Here is a 14,425-nt window from a genome sequence, read left to right as displayed (position 1 = left end):
TTCTTGGTGAAGTCGCTCCGGGCTCTGGGGGGTTTTGGGGGCGCCCCCCCCCCCCCCCCCCCACTACCCGATGCTCAACCGCGCAGGATCTCGATCACCGGCGCGACCTGCTCACCGCGATCAAGCTGCGCACCGACGCTTTCCAATGCACCGGCCAGCGCCGCCGCATCATCATCGCGCAGCGTGGCATGGCCGACCTTGCGGCCGTCCCGCGCCTGCTTACCGTAATCGTGCCAATGGCCGCTGGCCTGGCCGAGCACGGCCGCGGCACCGGGGATCTGGCCGATCCAGTTGAGCATGCAGGCATGGCCCAGCATGCGCGTGTCGCCCAGCGGCAGGCCAAGCACGGCACGCAGATGGTTCTCGAACTGCGAGGTCTCGCTGCCTTCGATGGTCCAGTGGCCGGAGTTGTGCACGCGCGGCGCCATCTCGTTGGCCAGCAGTTCATCGCCACGGCAGAACAGTTCGAGCGCGAACACGCCCACATAGTCCAGGCGCTCGGCCAGCGTACGTGCGTAGCCGATGGCCGCCTCGTACTGGGCCGCCGGCAACTGCGCCGGGGCCAGACTGGCCGAGAGCACGCCATTGACGTGCCAGTTGCCGGTGATCGGCCAGGCGCGGAACTCGCCATCCTGCCCGCGGACCGCCACCACGCTGACCTCGCGATCAAAGGCGACGAAGCCTTCCAGAATCAGGCCGGTCTTTTCGACGTAGCTGCCGAGGGTTTCCCATGCCGCGTCGATGTCGGCCGCGCTGCGAATCCGGAACTGGCCCTTGCCGTCATAGCCCAGCCGGCGGGTCTTGACGATGCAGGGCATGCCGAACTCGGCGACCTTGGCCGCCAGTTCATCGCGGCTGCGGATATCGGCGAAGGCCGGCAGCGGGATGCCCAGCGACTGGAACAGGGTCTTCTCGCTGAGCCGATCCTGGGCCACGGCCAGCGCATCCGGATTGGGATACACCGGCACGCGCTCGGCCAGGAACGTGGCGCTGCGCGCCGGCACGTTCTCGAAATCGAAGGTCACCACGTCCACGCGCGCGGCGAACGCAGCCAGGGCCGCCTCATCCTCGAACGCGGCCACCTGCAGCGGGGCCACCTGGGCACCACAGGCATCGGCGGCCGGGTCGAACAGCTCGAAGCGCAGCCCCATCGGCGCACCGGCCAGGACCATCATGCGGGCGAGCTGACCGCCGCCCAGAATGCCAACGGTCCTGGACGTCATTGACGCGGATCGTCGTGGGCCATGACGTCTTCGGTCTGGCGGGCGCGGAAGGCCTCGAGCGCTTCACCGATCGCCGGCTGGTCCGAGGCCAGCATGGCGGCTGCGAACAACGCCGCGTTGGAGGCGCCGGCGTTGCCGATGGCGAAGGTGGCGACCGGGATACCGGCCGGCATCTGCACGATCGAGAGCAGCGAATCCATGCCGTTCAGCGCCTTGGACTGCACCGGCACGCCCAGCACCGGCACGGCGGTCTTGGCGGCGATCATGCCCGGCAGGTGCGCGGCCCCGCCGGCACCGGCGATGATCGCGCGCAGGCCACGCTGGCCCGCCTGCTCGGCGTAGGTGAACAGCACGTCCGGCGTGCGGTGCGCCGAAACCACTTTCACTTCATAGGGAACGCCCAGCGAATCCAGCTTCTGGGCGGCGTGCTGCATGGTTTCCCAATCCGAGCGGGATCCCATGACGATGCCGACGAGCGGCGCGGTTTGGTTGAGGGTCATTGGCCGTCACCTGCCTTAAAGACGTATTCTAGCCGTCTTCCACGCAAGACGAAGAATCCATGGATCGCAAGCTGCTCGACCTCCTGTGCTCGCCCGATACGCGCCAGCCCCTGTCCCTGCTCGACGCCACCGGTCTGGACGCGCTCAACCGCGCGATCGGCAGCGGTGCCGTGCTCAAGGCCGATGGCAGCCCGCAGGCGCAGACGCTGCGCGAGGCCCTGCTGACCCGTGACCGCAAGCAGGTGTTCCGCGTGGACGACGGCATCCCGGTGCTGCTGGCCGAAGAGGCCATCGCCACCGCCCAGATCGCCGATTTCCCGGAAAAATGAGCCACCTCCCCGTGCCGGCCCCCGAGGCCGCCCTGGTGGCCGCCGATGTGGCCCGTGCACTGGCCGAGGACATCGGCAGCGGTGATGTCACCGCCGCCCTGCTCCCAGACCGCCCCGACAGCGCCTACCTGCTGTGCAAGCAGGACGCGGTGATCGCCGGCCGCCCGTGGTTCGATGCGACCCACCGGGCGCTCGATCCAGAGGTCCGGATCGAGTGGCGCGTGGCCGAGGGCGACCGCGTCGCCGCCGGCACCGTACTGGCACTGCTGCAGGGCCGCAACCGCAGCCTGGTGAGTGCCGAGCGGACCTCGTTGAACTTCCTGCAGACGCTGTCCGGCACGGCGACCACCACCGCGCACTACGTCGCGGCCGTGGCCGGTACCGGCGCGCGGATCCTGGACACCCGCAAGACCCTGCCCGGGCTGCGCGTCGCGCAGAAATACGCGGTCCGCTGCGGTGGCGGCGACAACCATCGCCTGGGCCTGTTCGACACGGTGATGCTCAAGGAAAACCACATCCGTGCGGCCGGCTCACTGACCGCAGCGGTGCTGGCCGCGCGTGCGCAATGGCCGGCGTTGCCGCTGGTGGTCGAGGTGGAAGACCTGGACCAGCTGCGCGAGGCGCTGGCGGTGGGCTGCACCCGCATCCTCATCGACGATTTCGACGCCACCACGCGGCGCGAGGCCGTGCGCATCGCGGCCGGGCGGATTCCGCTGGAAGTGTCCGGCAGTGTCGGCCTGGACGGCCTGCGCGCGATCGCCGAGGACGGCGTGGACTGCATCTCCATCGGCGGACTGACCAAGCATGTGCAGGCAATCGACCTGTCATTGAAACTGGGCCCGCCCCCACAGGGCTGATGCCGCTTTCACGGTATGGGCAGATGCGGTCTGCGAGGCTGCGTCTGCCCCCACCTGGAATGCACGCATGCGCTGCCTGCCGCTTCTCGCCTGCCTGTCTCCCCTGTTCGCGCTGCTGCCGCTGCAGGCGTCCGCCGCCGAGGTCTGCGATGTACCCCCGCGGTTCGGGCTGAGCCCGCTGGCCGTGGCCATCGTGCAGACCGCGTGCAATGAGCACCGCCTCTGGTACCGGCCCTTCATCGATCGCGATGGCCGCGCGGCCAGTCTCAGCGTGACCGAAGCCGAGGACGTCCACCTGGCCGACAACGGCCTTGTCGCGTGGCAGCGGGTGGTCGGCTACTGGCGGCAGAGCGGCACCTTGTCGCCGATGGGCAGCCAGCCCGGCGCATCGAGCTGCATGGCCCCACCGGGCACGCGCTACACCGATAGCGACTGCCGTGCGTTCCTGGTGGACAACCCGTGGTCGGCCGCCTTCATTTCCTGGGTGATGACCCGCGCCTCGGTGCCCGGCTTCACCCGCTCGCCCCGCCACATCGACTACATCCGCGCGGCCTATCAGAACAGCGGGCCGTACCGGATGACCGACCCGGCGCAGGAGAAACCCGCGCCCGGCGACCTGCTGTGCTACCTGCGCGACCGCCGCGAGACCCTGAGCTACAGCGGGCTGGTGCAGTCGCTGGGCAGCGGCGCGGTCTCGCACTGGAAATCGCACTGCGAAGTGGTGATCGCGGCCAACATGGGCGGCGACCGCACGCTGTATCTGATCGGCGGCAACGTCATGAACACCGTGGCGTTGCGCAAACTGTCGCTGGACCGCAGCGGCCGGATCGAGCTGCCGCCCGCGAAGACCAGTGCAGGCGATGGGGTGGATCTGGGCTGTACGCCGGGCCGCGAAGAGGAATGCAGCTTCAATCGCCAGGATTGGGCCGCACTGCTGAAGCTGGTGGCGACCGCGCCGGCGACGGTACCGATGGGAACTCCGGACCCGGCGCCCCTGCCCGCTCCCGGCGTGACGGCACCACCGATGGCCGCTCCGGCTTCCCAGGCACCGATGCGCGCGCCCACCGTGGTGCCGCCCCGTCCGCCGGTCCCGAGCGCGAACCCGGTTCCGGCCCCGCCGGCGAGCCCGACTCGGACGCCGACACCCACACCGACACCGATACCCGTCCCGCCACCGCCACCGCGCACGCCCTGATCGCGATCGCGCGGATGGCTTGATCCGCGCCGCATTCGTCGCCATCTTGGAGGGACCGACCTCCCTGACCGCGCCGAGTCACCGATGCCCAGTTTGATCCTGTTGATGATTGCCGGCGCGTTTGCCTACGCCTTCTGGAATTCTTCGCGTGCCGCCGCCGAACGTGCTGGCGTGCTTGGGCGCAATGCCTGCCGCGCTGCCGATGTGCAGTGGCTGGACCAGAGCGTGCACGCCACCGGCCTGCGCGTATGCCGAAAGGACAACGGCTGGCTGGGCTGGGAGCGCACCTTCAAGTTCGAGTACTCGCACGATGGCGTGGACCGCCACAGCGGGCGCATGGTGCTGCGCGGTGATCAGCTGATCACGTTCGTGGGGCCATCGGCGGCACGGATCAGCGAGATCCGGCGCGATATCGATACGCGCGATGCCGAGGACGTCTGATGAAATGGCCGCCTTGCGGCGGCCATGGTGGATCTTATTTGACCACCCGCAGATGCGGGCGACCGCTGGGCTTGGGCGGTGCGTCGTCCGGCGGGGTCGGTGAATCGTCCGGCGGCAGCTCATCGTCCGGACCCGGCTCATGGCCCGGGATGTCATCCGGCAGCGCCATGCCCTGCCCCGTCTCGCGGGCATACACGGCCAGCACGGCCGAGATCGGCACCTGCACCGGGTAGCTGGTGCCGGAGAAGCGGGCCGAGAAGCTGACGCTGTCATTGTCGATATGCAGGCGCACCACGGCGCGCTCGGCGATGTTCAGCACGACGCGGCCATCCTTGACCGCGCTCTGCGGCACCTGCACGCCAGGCAGGCCGGCGTCGACCAGGATATGCGGCGTCAGGTCGTTGTCATTGATCCATTCCACCAAGGCCCGCAACAGGTACGGGCGGTGGCTGGTCATGCGAAAAGTGTCTTCAGTCATGTGGTAGAGCCGAGCCGTGCTCGGCTGCTCTTGATCCGGATTGCCTGATGCAAGTGTACGCGCCCGCCTACCCGCAGGTCAGCCATGGCGCGTACCGGCACCGCGATTTCGTTCAGTACACGGGTGTGCCGCATGCGGCACACGTACCCCGATCAGACCGGCAGATCGCGCAGTTTCTTTTCCTGGTCGGTCAGGCTGCGGATGAAGCCGGGGTGCCGGAAAATGCGGTTGCCATAGTCTTCGATCGACTTGCCATCCTTCGGCAGCGGCACGTCCAGTGCCTGCAGCCGCCAGATGATCGGTGCCATCGCGCAGTCGGCCAGGCTCATTTCCGGGTTGAGGAAGAACTTGCTGGCCTTGAACAACGGCACCGCGCTGGTCAGCAGTTCCTTCAAGCGTTTGCGCCCGGCCTCGGCCTGGGTCTTGTTGCCCAGCTGGATGGCCTGCACCTGTGGCACCCAGTCGTGTTCGATGCGCAACATCGCCAGGCGGATGCGGGCCCGCGAGAGCGGATCGACCGGCATCAGCGGCGGGTGCGGATAGCGCTCGTCCAGGTATTCGCTGACCACCGACGCCGCGTACAGCACCAGCTCGCGTTCCACCAGGGTGGGCACGGAGTGGTACGGATTGAGATCGATGAGATCTTCGGGCGGGTTCTGCGGGTCGACCGGCACGGAGTCATAAGTGACGCCCTTGGCCGCCAGTACCAGCCGCACGCGATGGCACAGCACATCGTCGTTCGAGGAAAACAGCGTCAGGGTATTCCGCATGCGTACGCTCGCCGCCATCAAAGGCTCTCCAACGTCCGGTAACCGCCGGTCGTATCGGCGCCGCCAGCCCATTGCCAACGGTCGTCACAGTACCCGAGTGTGCAACCGCACATCACAAAAGCCAATAGGTCGATCGTCCCACGGCAGGAACGATCGACACGGGAAGGCGCCCGGCCGCTCAGTGGACGTCCTTCCAGTATTCCTTCTTGAGCAGATAGGCCAGGAAGGTCAGCAGCGCCAGGAACAGGATCACCCACACGCCCAGCTTCTGGCGTTTGAGGGCCGCCGGCTCGCCGGCATACTCCAGGAAGTTGGTGATATCGCGCACCACCTGATCGTACTGCCCGGCATCGATGTTGCCCGGCTGTTCGATCTTCAGCCCAACCACCGGTGCATCCAGCCCGGGGCCCTCGGCCTTGCCGTGCACCGCATGCTGCAGCCCCTGCATCTCCCACAGGGGATTGGGCATGGAGGCATTGGGGAACACGGTGTTGTTCCAGCCCAGCGGCCGCGTGGGATCCAGGTAGAACGACTTGAGATAGGTGTAGACCCAGTCGCTGCCCCGCACGCGCGAAATCAGGCTCAGGTCCGGCGGCATCTTGCCGAACCACTTCTCGGCCTGCGCCTTGGGCATCGTCACCGGAATCGGTTCACCCACCGGGGTGCCGGTGAAGTTGAGGTTGTTCATGACCTCTTCTTCGCTCAGCCCGAGATCGGCGGCCATGCGCGAGTAGCGCAGGTATTTCAGCGCGTGGCAGCCGGAGCAGTAGTTCATGTAAAGCTGTGCGCCGCGTTGCAGCGAGGCACGATCGCTCAGGTCATTGCCTGCCTGCAGGGTCTTGGCGCCCTCGGCGGCATCGGCCACCGCGACACCGAGCATCAGCGCCGCCGCGCAGGCCAGCCGGACAATCCAGTGGTCAGTCATGCGTGGTCACCCGGTCCGGTACCGGCTTGGTCCTGTCCAGCTTGGTCCATAGCGGCATGGTGATGAAGAAGGCGAAATACAGGAAGGTCAGCACGCGCCCGATGTAGGTCTCGTGCGCATCCGTACCCGGGCCGGAGCCGATCACGCCCAGCCACACGAAGCACACCGCGAACATGCCCAGCAGGCCGCGCGAGAGCAGGCCGCGGTAGCGGTAGGACTTCACCCGCGCCCGGTCCAGCCACGGCACCAGGAACAGGATGGCGATCGCCGAGAACATCACGATCACGCCACCTAGCTTGTTGGGCACCACGCGCAACATCGCGTAGTACGGGGTGTAGTACCAGACCGGCTTGATGTGTTCGGGCGTCACCAGGCGGTTGGCCTCGGTGAAGTTGTCGTGCTCCAGGAACAACCCGCCAAAGGCCGGGGCGAAGAAGATGATGAAGGCGGCGATGATCAGCAGGAAGCCGGCGCCGACCGCATCCTTGAGCGTGTAGTACGGATGGAAGGGAATGCCATCGGTAGGCGCGATGGCCGACCAGCGGTTGCCCTTCGGGCCCTTCTTGATCTCCACGCCGTCCGGGTTGTTGGAGCCCACTTCATGCAGCGCGCCCAGATGCAGCACCACCAGCAGCAACAGCACCAGCGGCAGTGCGATCACGTGCAGGGCGAAGAAGCGGTTGAGGGTGGCGTCGCTGGGCAGGTAGTCGCCCATGATCCATTCGGTCAGGCCGGTGCCGATCACCGGGATCGCGCCGAACAGCGAAATGATCACCTTGGCGCCCCAGAACGACATCTGGCCCCACGGCAGCACGTAGCCCATGAAGGCCTCGGCCATCAGCACCAGGTAGATCAGCATGCCGAGAATCCAGACCAGTTCACGCGGCTTCTGGTAACTGCCATAGAGCAGGCCGCGGAACATGTGCAGGTAGACCACGATGAAGAACAGCGAGGCACCGGTGGAGTGCATGTAGCGGATCAGCCAGCCCCACTCCACGTCCCGCATGATGTATTCGATGGAAGCGAACGCTTCGGCCGCGTTCGTCTTGTAGTGCATCGTCAGGAAGATGCCGGTGACGATCTGGTTGACCAAGATCAGCAGCGCCAGCGAACCGAAGTAGTACCAGATGTTGAAGTTCTTCGGCGCGTAATACTCGCTGACGTGCTTGCGGTAGACCGGCATCAGGCCCGGCGCGCGGGCGTTGACCCAGTCGGCCAGTCCGGTGGCGGTGCGGGAAAGGATATTGGCCATGATCAAGCCGCCCCCTGCGGATCAACGCCGATGATGATGGTGTTGTCGTCCTGGTAATGGTGCGGCGGCACCAGCAGGTTGATCGGTGCCGGAACATCCTTGAACACGCGACCGGACATATCGAAACGCGACTTGTGGCAGGGGCAGAAGTAGCCGCCCTTCCACTGCGGGTCGTAGGGCTCGGGGCGGATCTCGGCGACCATTTCCGGCGAACAGCCCAGATGGGTGCACAGCCCGACCAGCACCGAAACCTCGGCCTTGATCGAACGGAATTCGGGATTCTGCTTGAGCACGTACTCGGGCTGCTGTTCCTTCTCGCCCGACTCGGGATCCTTCAGGCGGCCGTCCAGCCCGTGCAGCGCATCGAGGATGGCCTTGGAGCGCTTGACGATCCAGATCGGCTGCCCACGCCACTCCATGACCAGACGCTGGCCTTCCTGGAGCGCACTGATGTCGGCAATCACCGGGGCACCGGCCAGTTTGGCGCGGGCGCTGGGATTCCAGGACTTGATGAACGGTACCGCTGCAAATCCGACGCCGACCGCTCCGACCACCGCAGTGGTTGCTGAGAGAAACCGCCGACGTCCAGTGTTGACTGGATCGTTTACCCCATCGTTGGCCATCCGGCACTCCGATATTGATTTAGGTAGCTTGAGGCTGCCAGCAGACCGGTGGGGGCCAGTCCACATTGAATCAGCCGCGAGTGTAGCTGAACCGAAGTCGGCCACACAACGCGGTACTACGGAACGACATTACCCCGACAGTACGGCATCAGGTACCACCGGCGCCATGGGTTATTGCTGGGTGGCGACCGCACTTCGATAGCGGTCGGCCAATACGGCCACCCGCTTCACGTAATACTGGGTCTCGCTGTAAGGGGGCACGCCGCCATGACGGGCTACCGCGCCCTCGCCCGCGTTGTAGCCCGCGGCGGCGAGGGTCAGGTCGCCATTGAAGCGTTTGAGCAGCCAGGACAGGTACTGCACGCCGCCGCGGATGTTCTGCGAAGCATCATAGGAATCACTGACCCCGAAGCGACGCGCGGTGGGCGGCATCAGCTGCATCAGGCCCTGCGCGCCGGCCCGGCTCAGCGCCAGTGGGTTGTAGGCGGACTCGGCATGGATGATCGCGCGCACGATCGCTTCTTCCACCCCGAACTCCCGGGCGGCCGCGGCGATCTCGCTCTGATAGGCCGTGGTGTTGAGGCGGACCGAGCCGAAGTTGACCGAGGGGTTCGCGCCACAGGCATAGCAGCGTTCGATGAAGGTGTAATGGATGGTGCGGACCTGCCCGAGGCTGGCCATCTGGGCCGGACGTGCGCTGGTGTAATGGCGCACGCCGTCCTTCATATACGAATAGAGCTGACCGCTGCGGACCTGCCCAGCCTTGCCAGCTGCGGGGGCCCGGGTGGGCGGCGCGGTCAGCACGGTGGCCGGAGCCGGAACCGGAGCGGGCGTGATCGCGGTGGCGACCGTGGCGGTATCGGCCCGGACCGGCGCGGCGGTGCCCCCCGCTGCAGGTGTGGCGCTGGCGATCTGGGCGACCGGGGTCGGCACGGGCGGCGCGGGCGGCGCAGTCGGGGCCCGGCGGGGCGCGCTGCGGTCGGGCCGGTAGCTGCTGATCACGCTGCAGCTGGCCCCGCCCACGCGCTTGCTCACATAGCTGGGAATGCCGTCGGCACCAACACACTTGTACAGGGTGCCCGCACTGGCCGGCATAGCGGTCAGCGCAGCCAAGGCCAGCGCAGCGATCCCCAACATCCCCTTCATGAGCGGGAGTGTCCCCAATTCGCCGGGGATTGCCAAGGGGGGCGCCCGACCCAGCTACAATGGCCTGCTCACCGCAGCCATCCGGCTGCCTGCCCGCCCACCCGACTGGAATAAGCGCCATGACCGGGACGCCAGCTTCGACCGCGCCGACTTCGGCCGGTTCTGCCTTGCCTGCCTCTGCTCCGCCCAGCTCCGCCCCCCGCCCCGATCTGCTCCCCCTGCCCGGCGCCACGCCGCAGGTGACCGGTCCGGTGCGCGGCAAGCTGTACATCAAGACCCACGGTTGCCAGATGAACGAGTACGACTCGACCAAGATGGCCGCCGTGCTCGCCGCCTCGGAAGGGCTGGAACTCACCGACGACCCGGCCGAGGCCGACGTGTTGTTGATGAACACCTGCTCGATCCGCGAGAAGGCCCAGGAGAAGGTGTTCAGCCAGCTGGGTTACTGGAAGGCACTGAAGAACAACGGCCGTGGCGTGATCATCGGGGTCGGCGGCTGCGTGGCTTCGCAGGAAGGCGAGGCGATCATCAAGCGCGCGCCACACGTGGACCTGGTGTTCGGCCCGCAGACCCTGCACCGCCTGCCGGAGCTGATCCGCCAGCGCCGTGAATCGGGCAAATCGCAGGTGGACATCAGCTTCCCGGAGATCGAGAAGTTCGATGCCCTGCCCGAGCCGCGTGCCGAGGGTGCCTCCGCGTTCGTCTCGATCATGGAAGGCTGCTCGAAGTACTGCTCGTTCTGCGTGGTGCCCTATACCCGCGGCACCGAGGTCAGCCGCCCGTTCGAGGACGTGGTGGTGGAAGTGGCGCAGCTGGCCGCGCAGGGTGTGCTGGAGATCAACCTGCTCGGCCAGAACGTCAACGCCTACCGCGGCCCGTATGGCGACGGCGAGTTCGCCGACCTGGGCCTGCTGATCCGCACCATCGCCGAGATCGACGGCGTCGGCCGGATCCGCTTCACCACCTCGCACCCGCTGGAGTTCAGCGATTCGCTGATCGATGCCTACCGTGATGTGCCGCAGCTGGCCAACTTCCTGCACCTGCCCGTGCAGGCCGGCAGCGACCGCGTGCTCTCGGCGATGAAGCGTGGCTACACCGCGCTGGAGTTCAAGTCCAAAATCCGCAAGCTGCGCGCGGTGCGTCCGGACATCTCGATCAGCTCGGATTTCATCGTCGGTTTCCCCGGCGAGACCGATGCCGAGTTCGAAAAGACCATGAAGCTGATCGAGGACGTGGGTTTCGACCAGAGCTTCTCCTTCATCTACTCGCGCCGCCCGGGCACGCCCGCCGCCGATCTGGAAGACACCACCCCCGATGCGGAAAAGCACGCGCGCCTGTCGCGCCTGCAGGCCCGGATCAACGAGCAGGCTGCAGCCATCTCGGAAAAGATGGTCGGCACCGTGCAGACCGTGCTGGTGGAGGGTCCGTCCAAGCGCAACCCGAACGAGTTGACCGGCAAGAGCGAGAACATGCGCTCGGTGAATTTCCCGGGGCACCCACGCCTGATTGGCCAGTTCGTGGATGTGGTGATCACCGAGGCGTACAGCAACTCGCTGCGCGCGCGGATGGTGACGGCAGACTGAGCTCAATGGCCGGACCGCGGTCCGGCCATCGTTGACGCTTTTTTGACCACGCAATCGAACCCGTTGCCGCAGTAGGGCTGGCGCCACCTATCCACAGGTTGCTGCACCGGCATTGCACAGCCCCTGTGGAAAACCACTTTCCGCCGGTGCTGTAGCGGCAGCCCCACACCCGCGCTACCCTGTTCTCCCTTTCCCTGCTTGCGGCCCGGTCGGCTGGACCGGCGGCCGCCGGACGCAATGACCGCACTCGCACAACGCGACTTCACCCTCACCCCGGAAGACAACGAGCGCCTGGCCAACATGGCCGGTCCGTTCGATGAACATCTCCGTCAGGTGGAACTCAAACTCGGCGTGGAAATCGCCAACCGTGGCCACGTGTTCCGCGTGACCGGCCCAAAGGCCGTGGTGGCCGACGCGCAGGCGCTGATCGAAGCGCTGTACGCCGAAGCCGGCGACGTGGTGTTCGACAGCCATGCCATCCACCTGCGGCTGAACCAGGCCAACGTGGAGCATGTGGTCGAGCGCGCCTACGAGGCCCAGGACGTGGCGATCAAGGTCAAGCGCGGCACCGTGCGCGGCCGCGGCGCCAACCAGGCCCGCTACCTGCATCAGATCACCACGCACGACATCAACTTCGGCATCGGCCCGGCCGGCACCGGCAAGACCTTCCTGGCCGTGGCCAGCGCGGTGGAAGCGCTCAATGAAGCGCGCGTGCAGCGCCTGATTCTGGTCCGCCCGGCGGTGGAGGCCGGCGAGAAGCTGGGCTTCCTGCCCGGCGACCTGAGCCAGAAGGTGGACCCGTACCTGCGCCCGCTGTACGACGCGCTGTACGAAATGCTCGGCGTGGAGAAGGTGCTCAAGCTGCTGGAGAAGAACGTCATCGAGATCGCGCCGCTGGCCTACATGCGCGGCCGCACGCTCAACGATGCGTACGTGATCCTGGACGAAGCGCAGAACACCACGGTCGAACAGATGAAGATGTTCCTGACCCGCCTGGGCTTCGGCTCCACGGCCGTGGTGACCGGCGACCTCACCCAGACCGATCTGCCCAAGCACGTGAAGTCCGGCCTGCGCGATGCGATCGATGTGCTGCGTGATGTCGAGGGCGTGAGCTTCACCTTCTTCGAAGCGCGCGACGTGGTCCGTCACCCGCTGGTGGCCCGCATCGTCAGCGCCTACGACCGCCGCGATCTGCAGCAGGTCCAACCCGGAGCGACCCCATGACCCGTGGTCCCGTGCGACTGGACGTCGCCATCAGCTACGCCCTGCCCCGGGCCGGCCTGCCCTCGGCGGTGAGCTTCCGCAAGTGGGTGGCCGCCGCACTGAAGGGCCGCATCCGCGAGGCCGACCTGGCGATCCGTCTGGTCGATGCCAAGGAAGGGCAGTCCTTGAACCGGCACTACCGCGGCAAGGATTACGCGACCAACGTGCTCAGCTTCCCGGCCGAACTGCCGGAGGGCCTGCCCAAGGGCGTGAAATTCCCACTGCTGGGCGATCTGGTGATCTGCGCCCCGGTGGTCGCCCGCGAGGCCGACGAGCAGGGCAAGGCGCTCAACGCCCACTACGCGCACCTGACCGTGCACGGCGTGCTGCATCTGCTCGGCTGGGACCATGAGGACGAGAAAGAAGCCGACGCCATGGAACAACTCGAGCGGGACATCCTGGCCGAGCTGGGCATTGCCGATCCGTATGCCGGCGAACGCTGAGCGTCCCCTGCGTTGCGTGCACTGATTGCTCAACCATACAAGGATGTATGCCGCCATGCTGGTTCCTGATCGTCGCTCTGTACTGGGCCCCGTGCTGCTCGCACTGTCGTGGGTGGGATTGCTGTACGCCGCGATCGGTGCCCCCGGGCTCGCCGCGCTGACGCCGGCCGGCCGTGACCCGGGCGCGCTGCAGCTGGGCATGCTTGCGCTGTCGGCGGTGATCGCCGTGCTGTCGTTGGCGCCCGCGCGAAGCTGGTGGGCGGCGCGGCAGCGACGCGCCCCCTTGTCCGCCGCATGGGCCGGACGTCTGGCCGGCCTGGCTGCCGGCGTGTTCGTGCTGGGCACGCTGACCTGCGTGGTGGCGGGCCTGATCCTGCCGCATCTGCTGGCCGGTGCTGACGAAGCGACCCTCAGCGCCGCCGGCCTGAGCGTGGTGATCTGGTCGGGGCTGGCGGCCGCGCTGGTGGCGCCGCTGGGCTGGCGCACGCTGTATCGCTGGTCACGTCGCGACGGCGCCTCCCCGGCGCAGTCATCGACCTTCCACGCGCGGCCGGTGCAGGTCGCGCTCCTGTTCGTCCTTGCCGCTGCATTCGCCCTGGTGTTCGGGCGCGCGCTACTGTCGGCCACCGCCGACGGGCCGGGCGCGCTGCATCTGGCTGCCGCGGCCCTGGTGCTGTGGGCGGCGGGAATCGCGGTGGTCACCTTCTCCGCCACCCTGCGCTGGCTGTTCCGCCGTCGTTGACGCCTGCCACCGCCGGCCGGTGCCGGCTATGATCGTCGCCGCGTCCGTGCGCTGCACGCCTTAGTTGATGGACCTGTTCCGATGATCCCGTTCCGATGTGCCTGCCTGGGCCTGCTCGCCCTGCTGCCCACCCCGGCCTTCGCCGAGGCGGCGCCGCTGGACCTGCCCTCCTTGATTGAATGCCGCAAGAGCGTGAGCGATTACGATGCCGTCGCCCCGGTCGTGGCCGACCCGCTCAAGGCGGTCGCCAACGGCCTGCAGCCGCTGCCGCAGACCAACCAGTTCATGACCGAATTCCGCCTGGCCGCCCCGATCACGGTGTTCGGCGAGCGTGCCGAGTACATCACGGTGGCCGGCGCCAGCATCATGGCGATCCTGGACCTGGCCGACCCACGCCCGCTGGCCAAGCGCCTGGCCCTGGAAGACGGCGTGGATACCCCGGCGAAGTTCATGGCCGGGCGCGAGCTGGTCAGCCGCGACGTCACCGACCCGCGTACGGGCGAGGCCCTGATCGAATCGGTGATCCTGAGCCTGTCCACGGTCAAATCCCACCCCGGCAAGACCTTGGCCGGCTGTACCTACAGCCTGGACCTGCCACCGGAGGAAGACACCCCACCGGCGGATTCACGCCCGGCCCCCTTGCCGGGCGTGAATC

17 protein-coding genes are annotated in these 14,425 nt (G+C 67.2%); 9 read left to right on the top strand and 8 right to left on the bottom strand.

The genetic code is table 11. The features are described 5' to 3' along the window. Positions 1-74 precede the first annotated feature (74 nt). Together QMX81_RS18080 and purE are read right to left on the bottom strand one after the other, a co-directional pair. A complete protein-coding gene (locus QMX81_RS18080) occupies positions 75-1,223 on the bottom strand; it encodes a 5-(carboxyamino)imidazole ribonucleotide synthase (protein ID WP_282263531.1) in 1,149 nt (382 codons plus the stop codon). Next, entirely contained in the window at positions 1,220-1,723 is a 504-nt protein-coding gene (gene purE / locus QMX81_RS18075; protein WP_019186188.1) for a 5-(carboxyamino)imidazole ribonucleotide mutase, read from the bottom strand. Before purE ends, QMX81_RS18080 begins: the two co-directional genes overlap by 4 nt. 59 nt (positions 1,724-1,782) lie before the next feature. Between purE and QMX81_RS18070 the strand changes: the two genes are divergently transcribed. The 4 genes from QMX81_RS18070 to QMX81_RS18055 all read left to right on the top strand — a co-directional run bounded on the left by QMX81_RS18070 (position 1,783) and on the right by QMX81_RS18055 (position 4,545). Continuing rightward, complete coding sequence (locus QMX81_RS18070) at positions 1,783-2,052, top strand: Trm112 family protein (protein ID WP_019186189.1); 270 nt, start codon at positions 1,783-1,785, stop codon at positions 2,050-2,052. Further along, positions 2,049-2,909, top strand: a complete 861-nt coding sequence (nadC, locus tag QMX81_RS18065) for a carboxylating nicotinate-nucleotide diphosphorylase (protein WP_121041661.1) — start codon at positions 2,049-2,051, stop codon at positions 2,907-2,909. Before QMX81_RS18070 ends, nadC begins: the two co-directional genes overlap by 4 nt. A 67-nt stretch (positions 2,910-2,976) precedes the next feature. Beyond that, on the top strand, positions 2,977-4,104 hold the full coding sequence (locus QMX81_RS18060) for a DUF2272 domain-containing protein (RefSeq protein ID WP_282263526.1): 1,128 nt from the start codon (positions 2,977-2,979) through the stop codon (positions 4,102-4,104). Between the two features lie 84 nt (positions 4,105-4,188). Next, complete coding sequence (locus tag QMX81_RS18055) at positions 4,189-4,545, top strand: DUF3301 domain-containing protein (RefSeq protein ID WP_019186192.1); 357 nt, start codon at positions 4,189-4,191, stop codon at positions 4,543-4,545. A gap of 34 nt (positions 4,546-4,579) precedes the next feature. Here QMX81_RS18055 and QMX81_RS18050 read toward each other — a convergent pair whose 3' ends face one another. The 6 genes from QMX81_RS18050 to QMX81_RS18025 form a co-directional block, all read right to left on the bottom strand. Beyond that, the gene (locus QMX81_RS18050; RefSeq protein WP_121041657.1) at positions 4,580-5,023 is read right to left on the bottom strand and encodes a ClpXP protease specificity-enhancing factor; all 444 of its coding nucleotides are present in this window, start codon (positions 5,021-5,023) and stop codon (positions 4,580-4,582) included. Positions 5,024-5,175: 152 nt separating this feature from the next. Beyond that, a complete protein-coding gene (locus QMX81_RS18045) occupies positions 5,176-5,811 on the bottom strand; it encodes a glutathione S-transferase N-terminal domain-containing protein (protein WP_019186262.1) in 636 nt (211 codons plus the stop codon). 160 nt (positions 5,812-5,971) lie between these two features. Further along, positions 5,972-6,718: a cytochrome c1 gene (locus QMX81_RS18040; protein ID WP_121041655.1), complete on the bottom strand. Its 747-nt coding sequence runs from the start codon at positions 6,716-6,718 to the stop codon at positions 5,972-5,974. Then, positions 6,711-7,970, bottom strand: coding sequence for a cytochrome bc complex cytochrome b subunit (locus QMX81_RS18035; protein WP_121041653.1), 1,260 nt, complete (start codon positions 7,968-7,970; stop codon positions 6,711-6,713). The genes QMX81_RS18040 and QMX81_RS18035 overlap by 8 nt, the downstream gene beginning before the upstream one ends. A 2-nt stretch (positions 7,971-7,972) precedes the next feature. Further along, the gene (petA, locus tag QMX81_RS18030; protein ID WP_019186259.1) at positions 7,973-8,593 is read right to left on the bottom strand and encodes a ubiquinol-cytochrome c reductase iron-sulfur subunit; all 621 of its coding nucleotides are present in this window, start codon (positions 8,591-8,593) and stop codon (positions 7,973-7,975) included. A gap of 171 nt (positions 8,594-8,764) precedes the next feature. Then, positions 8,765-9,739: a lytic transglycosylase domain-containing protein gene (locus QMX81_RS18025; protein WP_282263521.1), complete on the bottom strand. Its 975-nt coding sequence runs from the start codon at positions 9,737-9,739 to the stop codon at positions 8,765-8,767. Positions 9,740-9,858: 119 nt separating this feature from the next. Here QMX81_RS18025 and miaB point away from each other — a divergent pair, with 119 nt between their 5' ends. The 5 genes from miaB to QMX81_RS18000 all read left to right on the top strand — a co-directional run. Continuing rightward, the gene (gene miaB / locus QMX81_RS18020; RefSeq protein ID WP_282263519.1) at positions 9,859-11,322 is read left to right on the top strand and encodes a tRNA (N6-isopentenyl adenosine(37)-C2)-methylthiotransferase MiaB; all 1,464 of its coding nucleotides are present in this window, start codon (positions 9,859-9,861) and stop codon (positions 11,320-11,322) included. A 237-nt stretch (positions 11,323-11,559) separates the two neighbouring features. Beyond that, positions 11,560-12,546, top strand: coding sequence for a PhoH family protein (locus tag QMX81_RS18015; protein WP_176989570.1), 987 nt, complete (start codon positions 11,560-11,562; stop codon positions 12,544-12,546). Then, positions 12,543-13,028 (top strand): rRNA maturation RNase YbeY, encoded by a 486-nt coding sequence (gene ybeY / locus QMX81_RS18010; protein ID WP_121041647.1) that lies wholly within the window; start codon positions 12,543-12,545, stop codon positions 13,026-13,028. Before QMX81_RS18015 ends, ybeY begins: the two co-directional genes overlap by 4 nt. Before the next feature lie 55 nt (positions 13,029-13,083). Then, the gene (locus QMX81_RS18005; protein WP_147433897.1) at positions 13,084-13,770 is read left to right on the top strand and encodes a hypothetical protein; all 687 of its coding nucleotides are present in this window, start codon (positions 13,084-13,086) and stop codon (positions 13,768-13,770) included. A gap of 81 nt (positions 13,771-13,851) precedes the next feature. After that, the coding region (locus QMX81_RS18000; RefSeq protein WP_282263515.1) for a hypothetical protein at positions 13,852-14,425 on the top strand (574 nt) is incomplete at its 3' end.

It is taken from the genome of Stenotrophomonas sp. PS02301 (genome assembly GCF_029959485.1).
Classification (GTDB): Bacteria; Pseudomonadota; Gammaproteobacteria; order Xanthomonadales; family Xanthomonadaceae; genus Stenotrophomonas; species Stenotrophomonas maltophilia_Z.
Note: the sequence above shows the minus strand (reverse complement) of the source record. Positions and strands in the feature narration are given on the sequence as shown.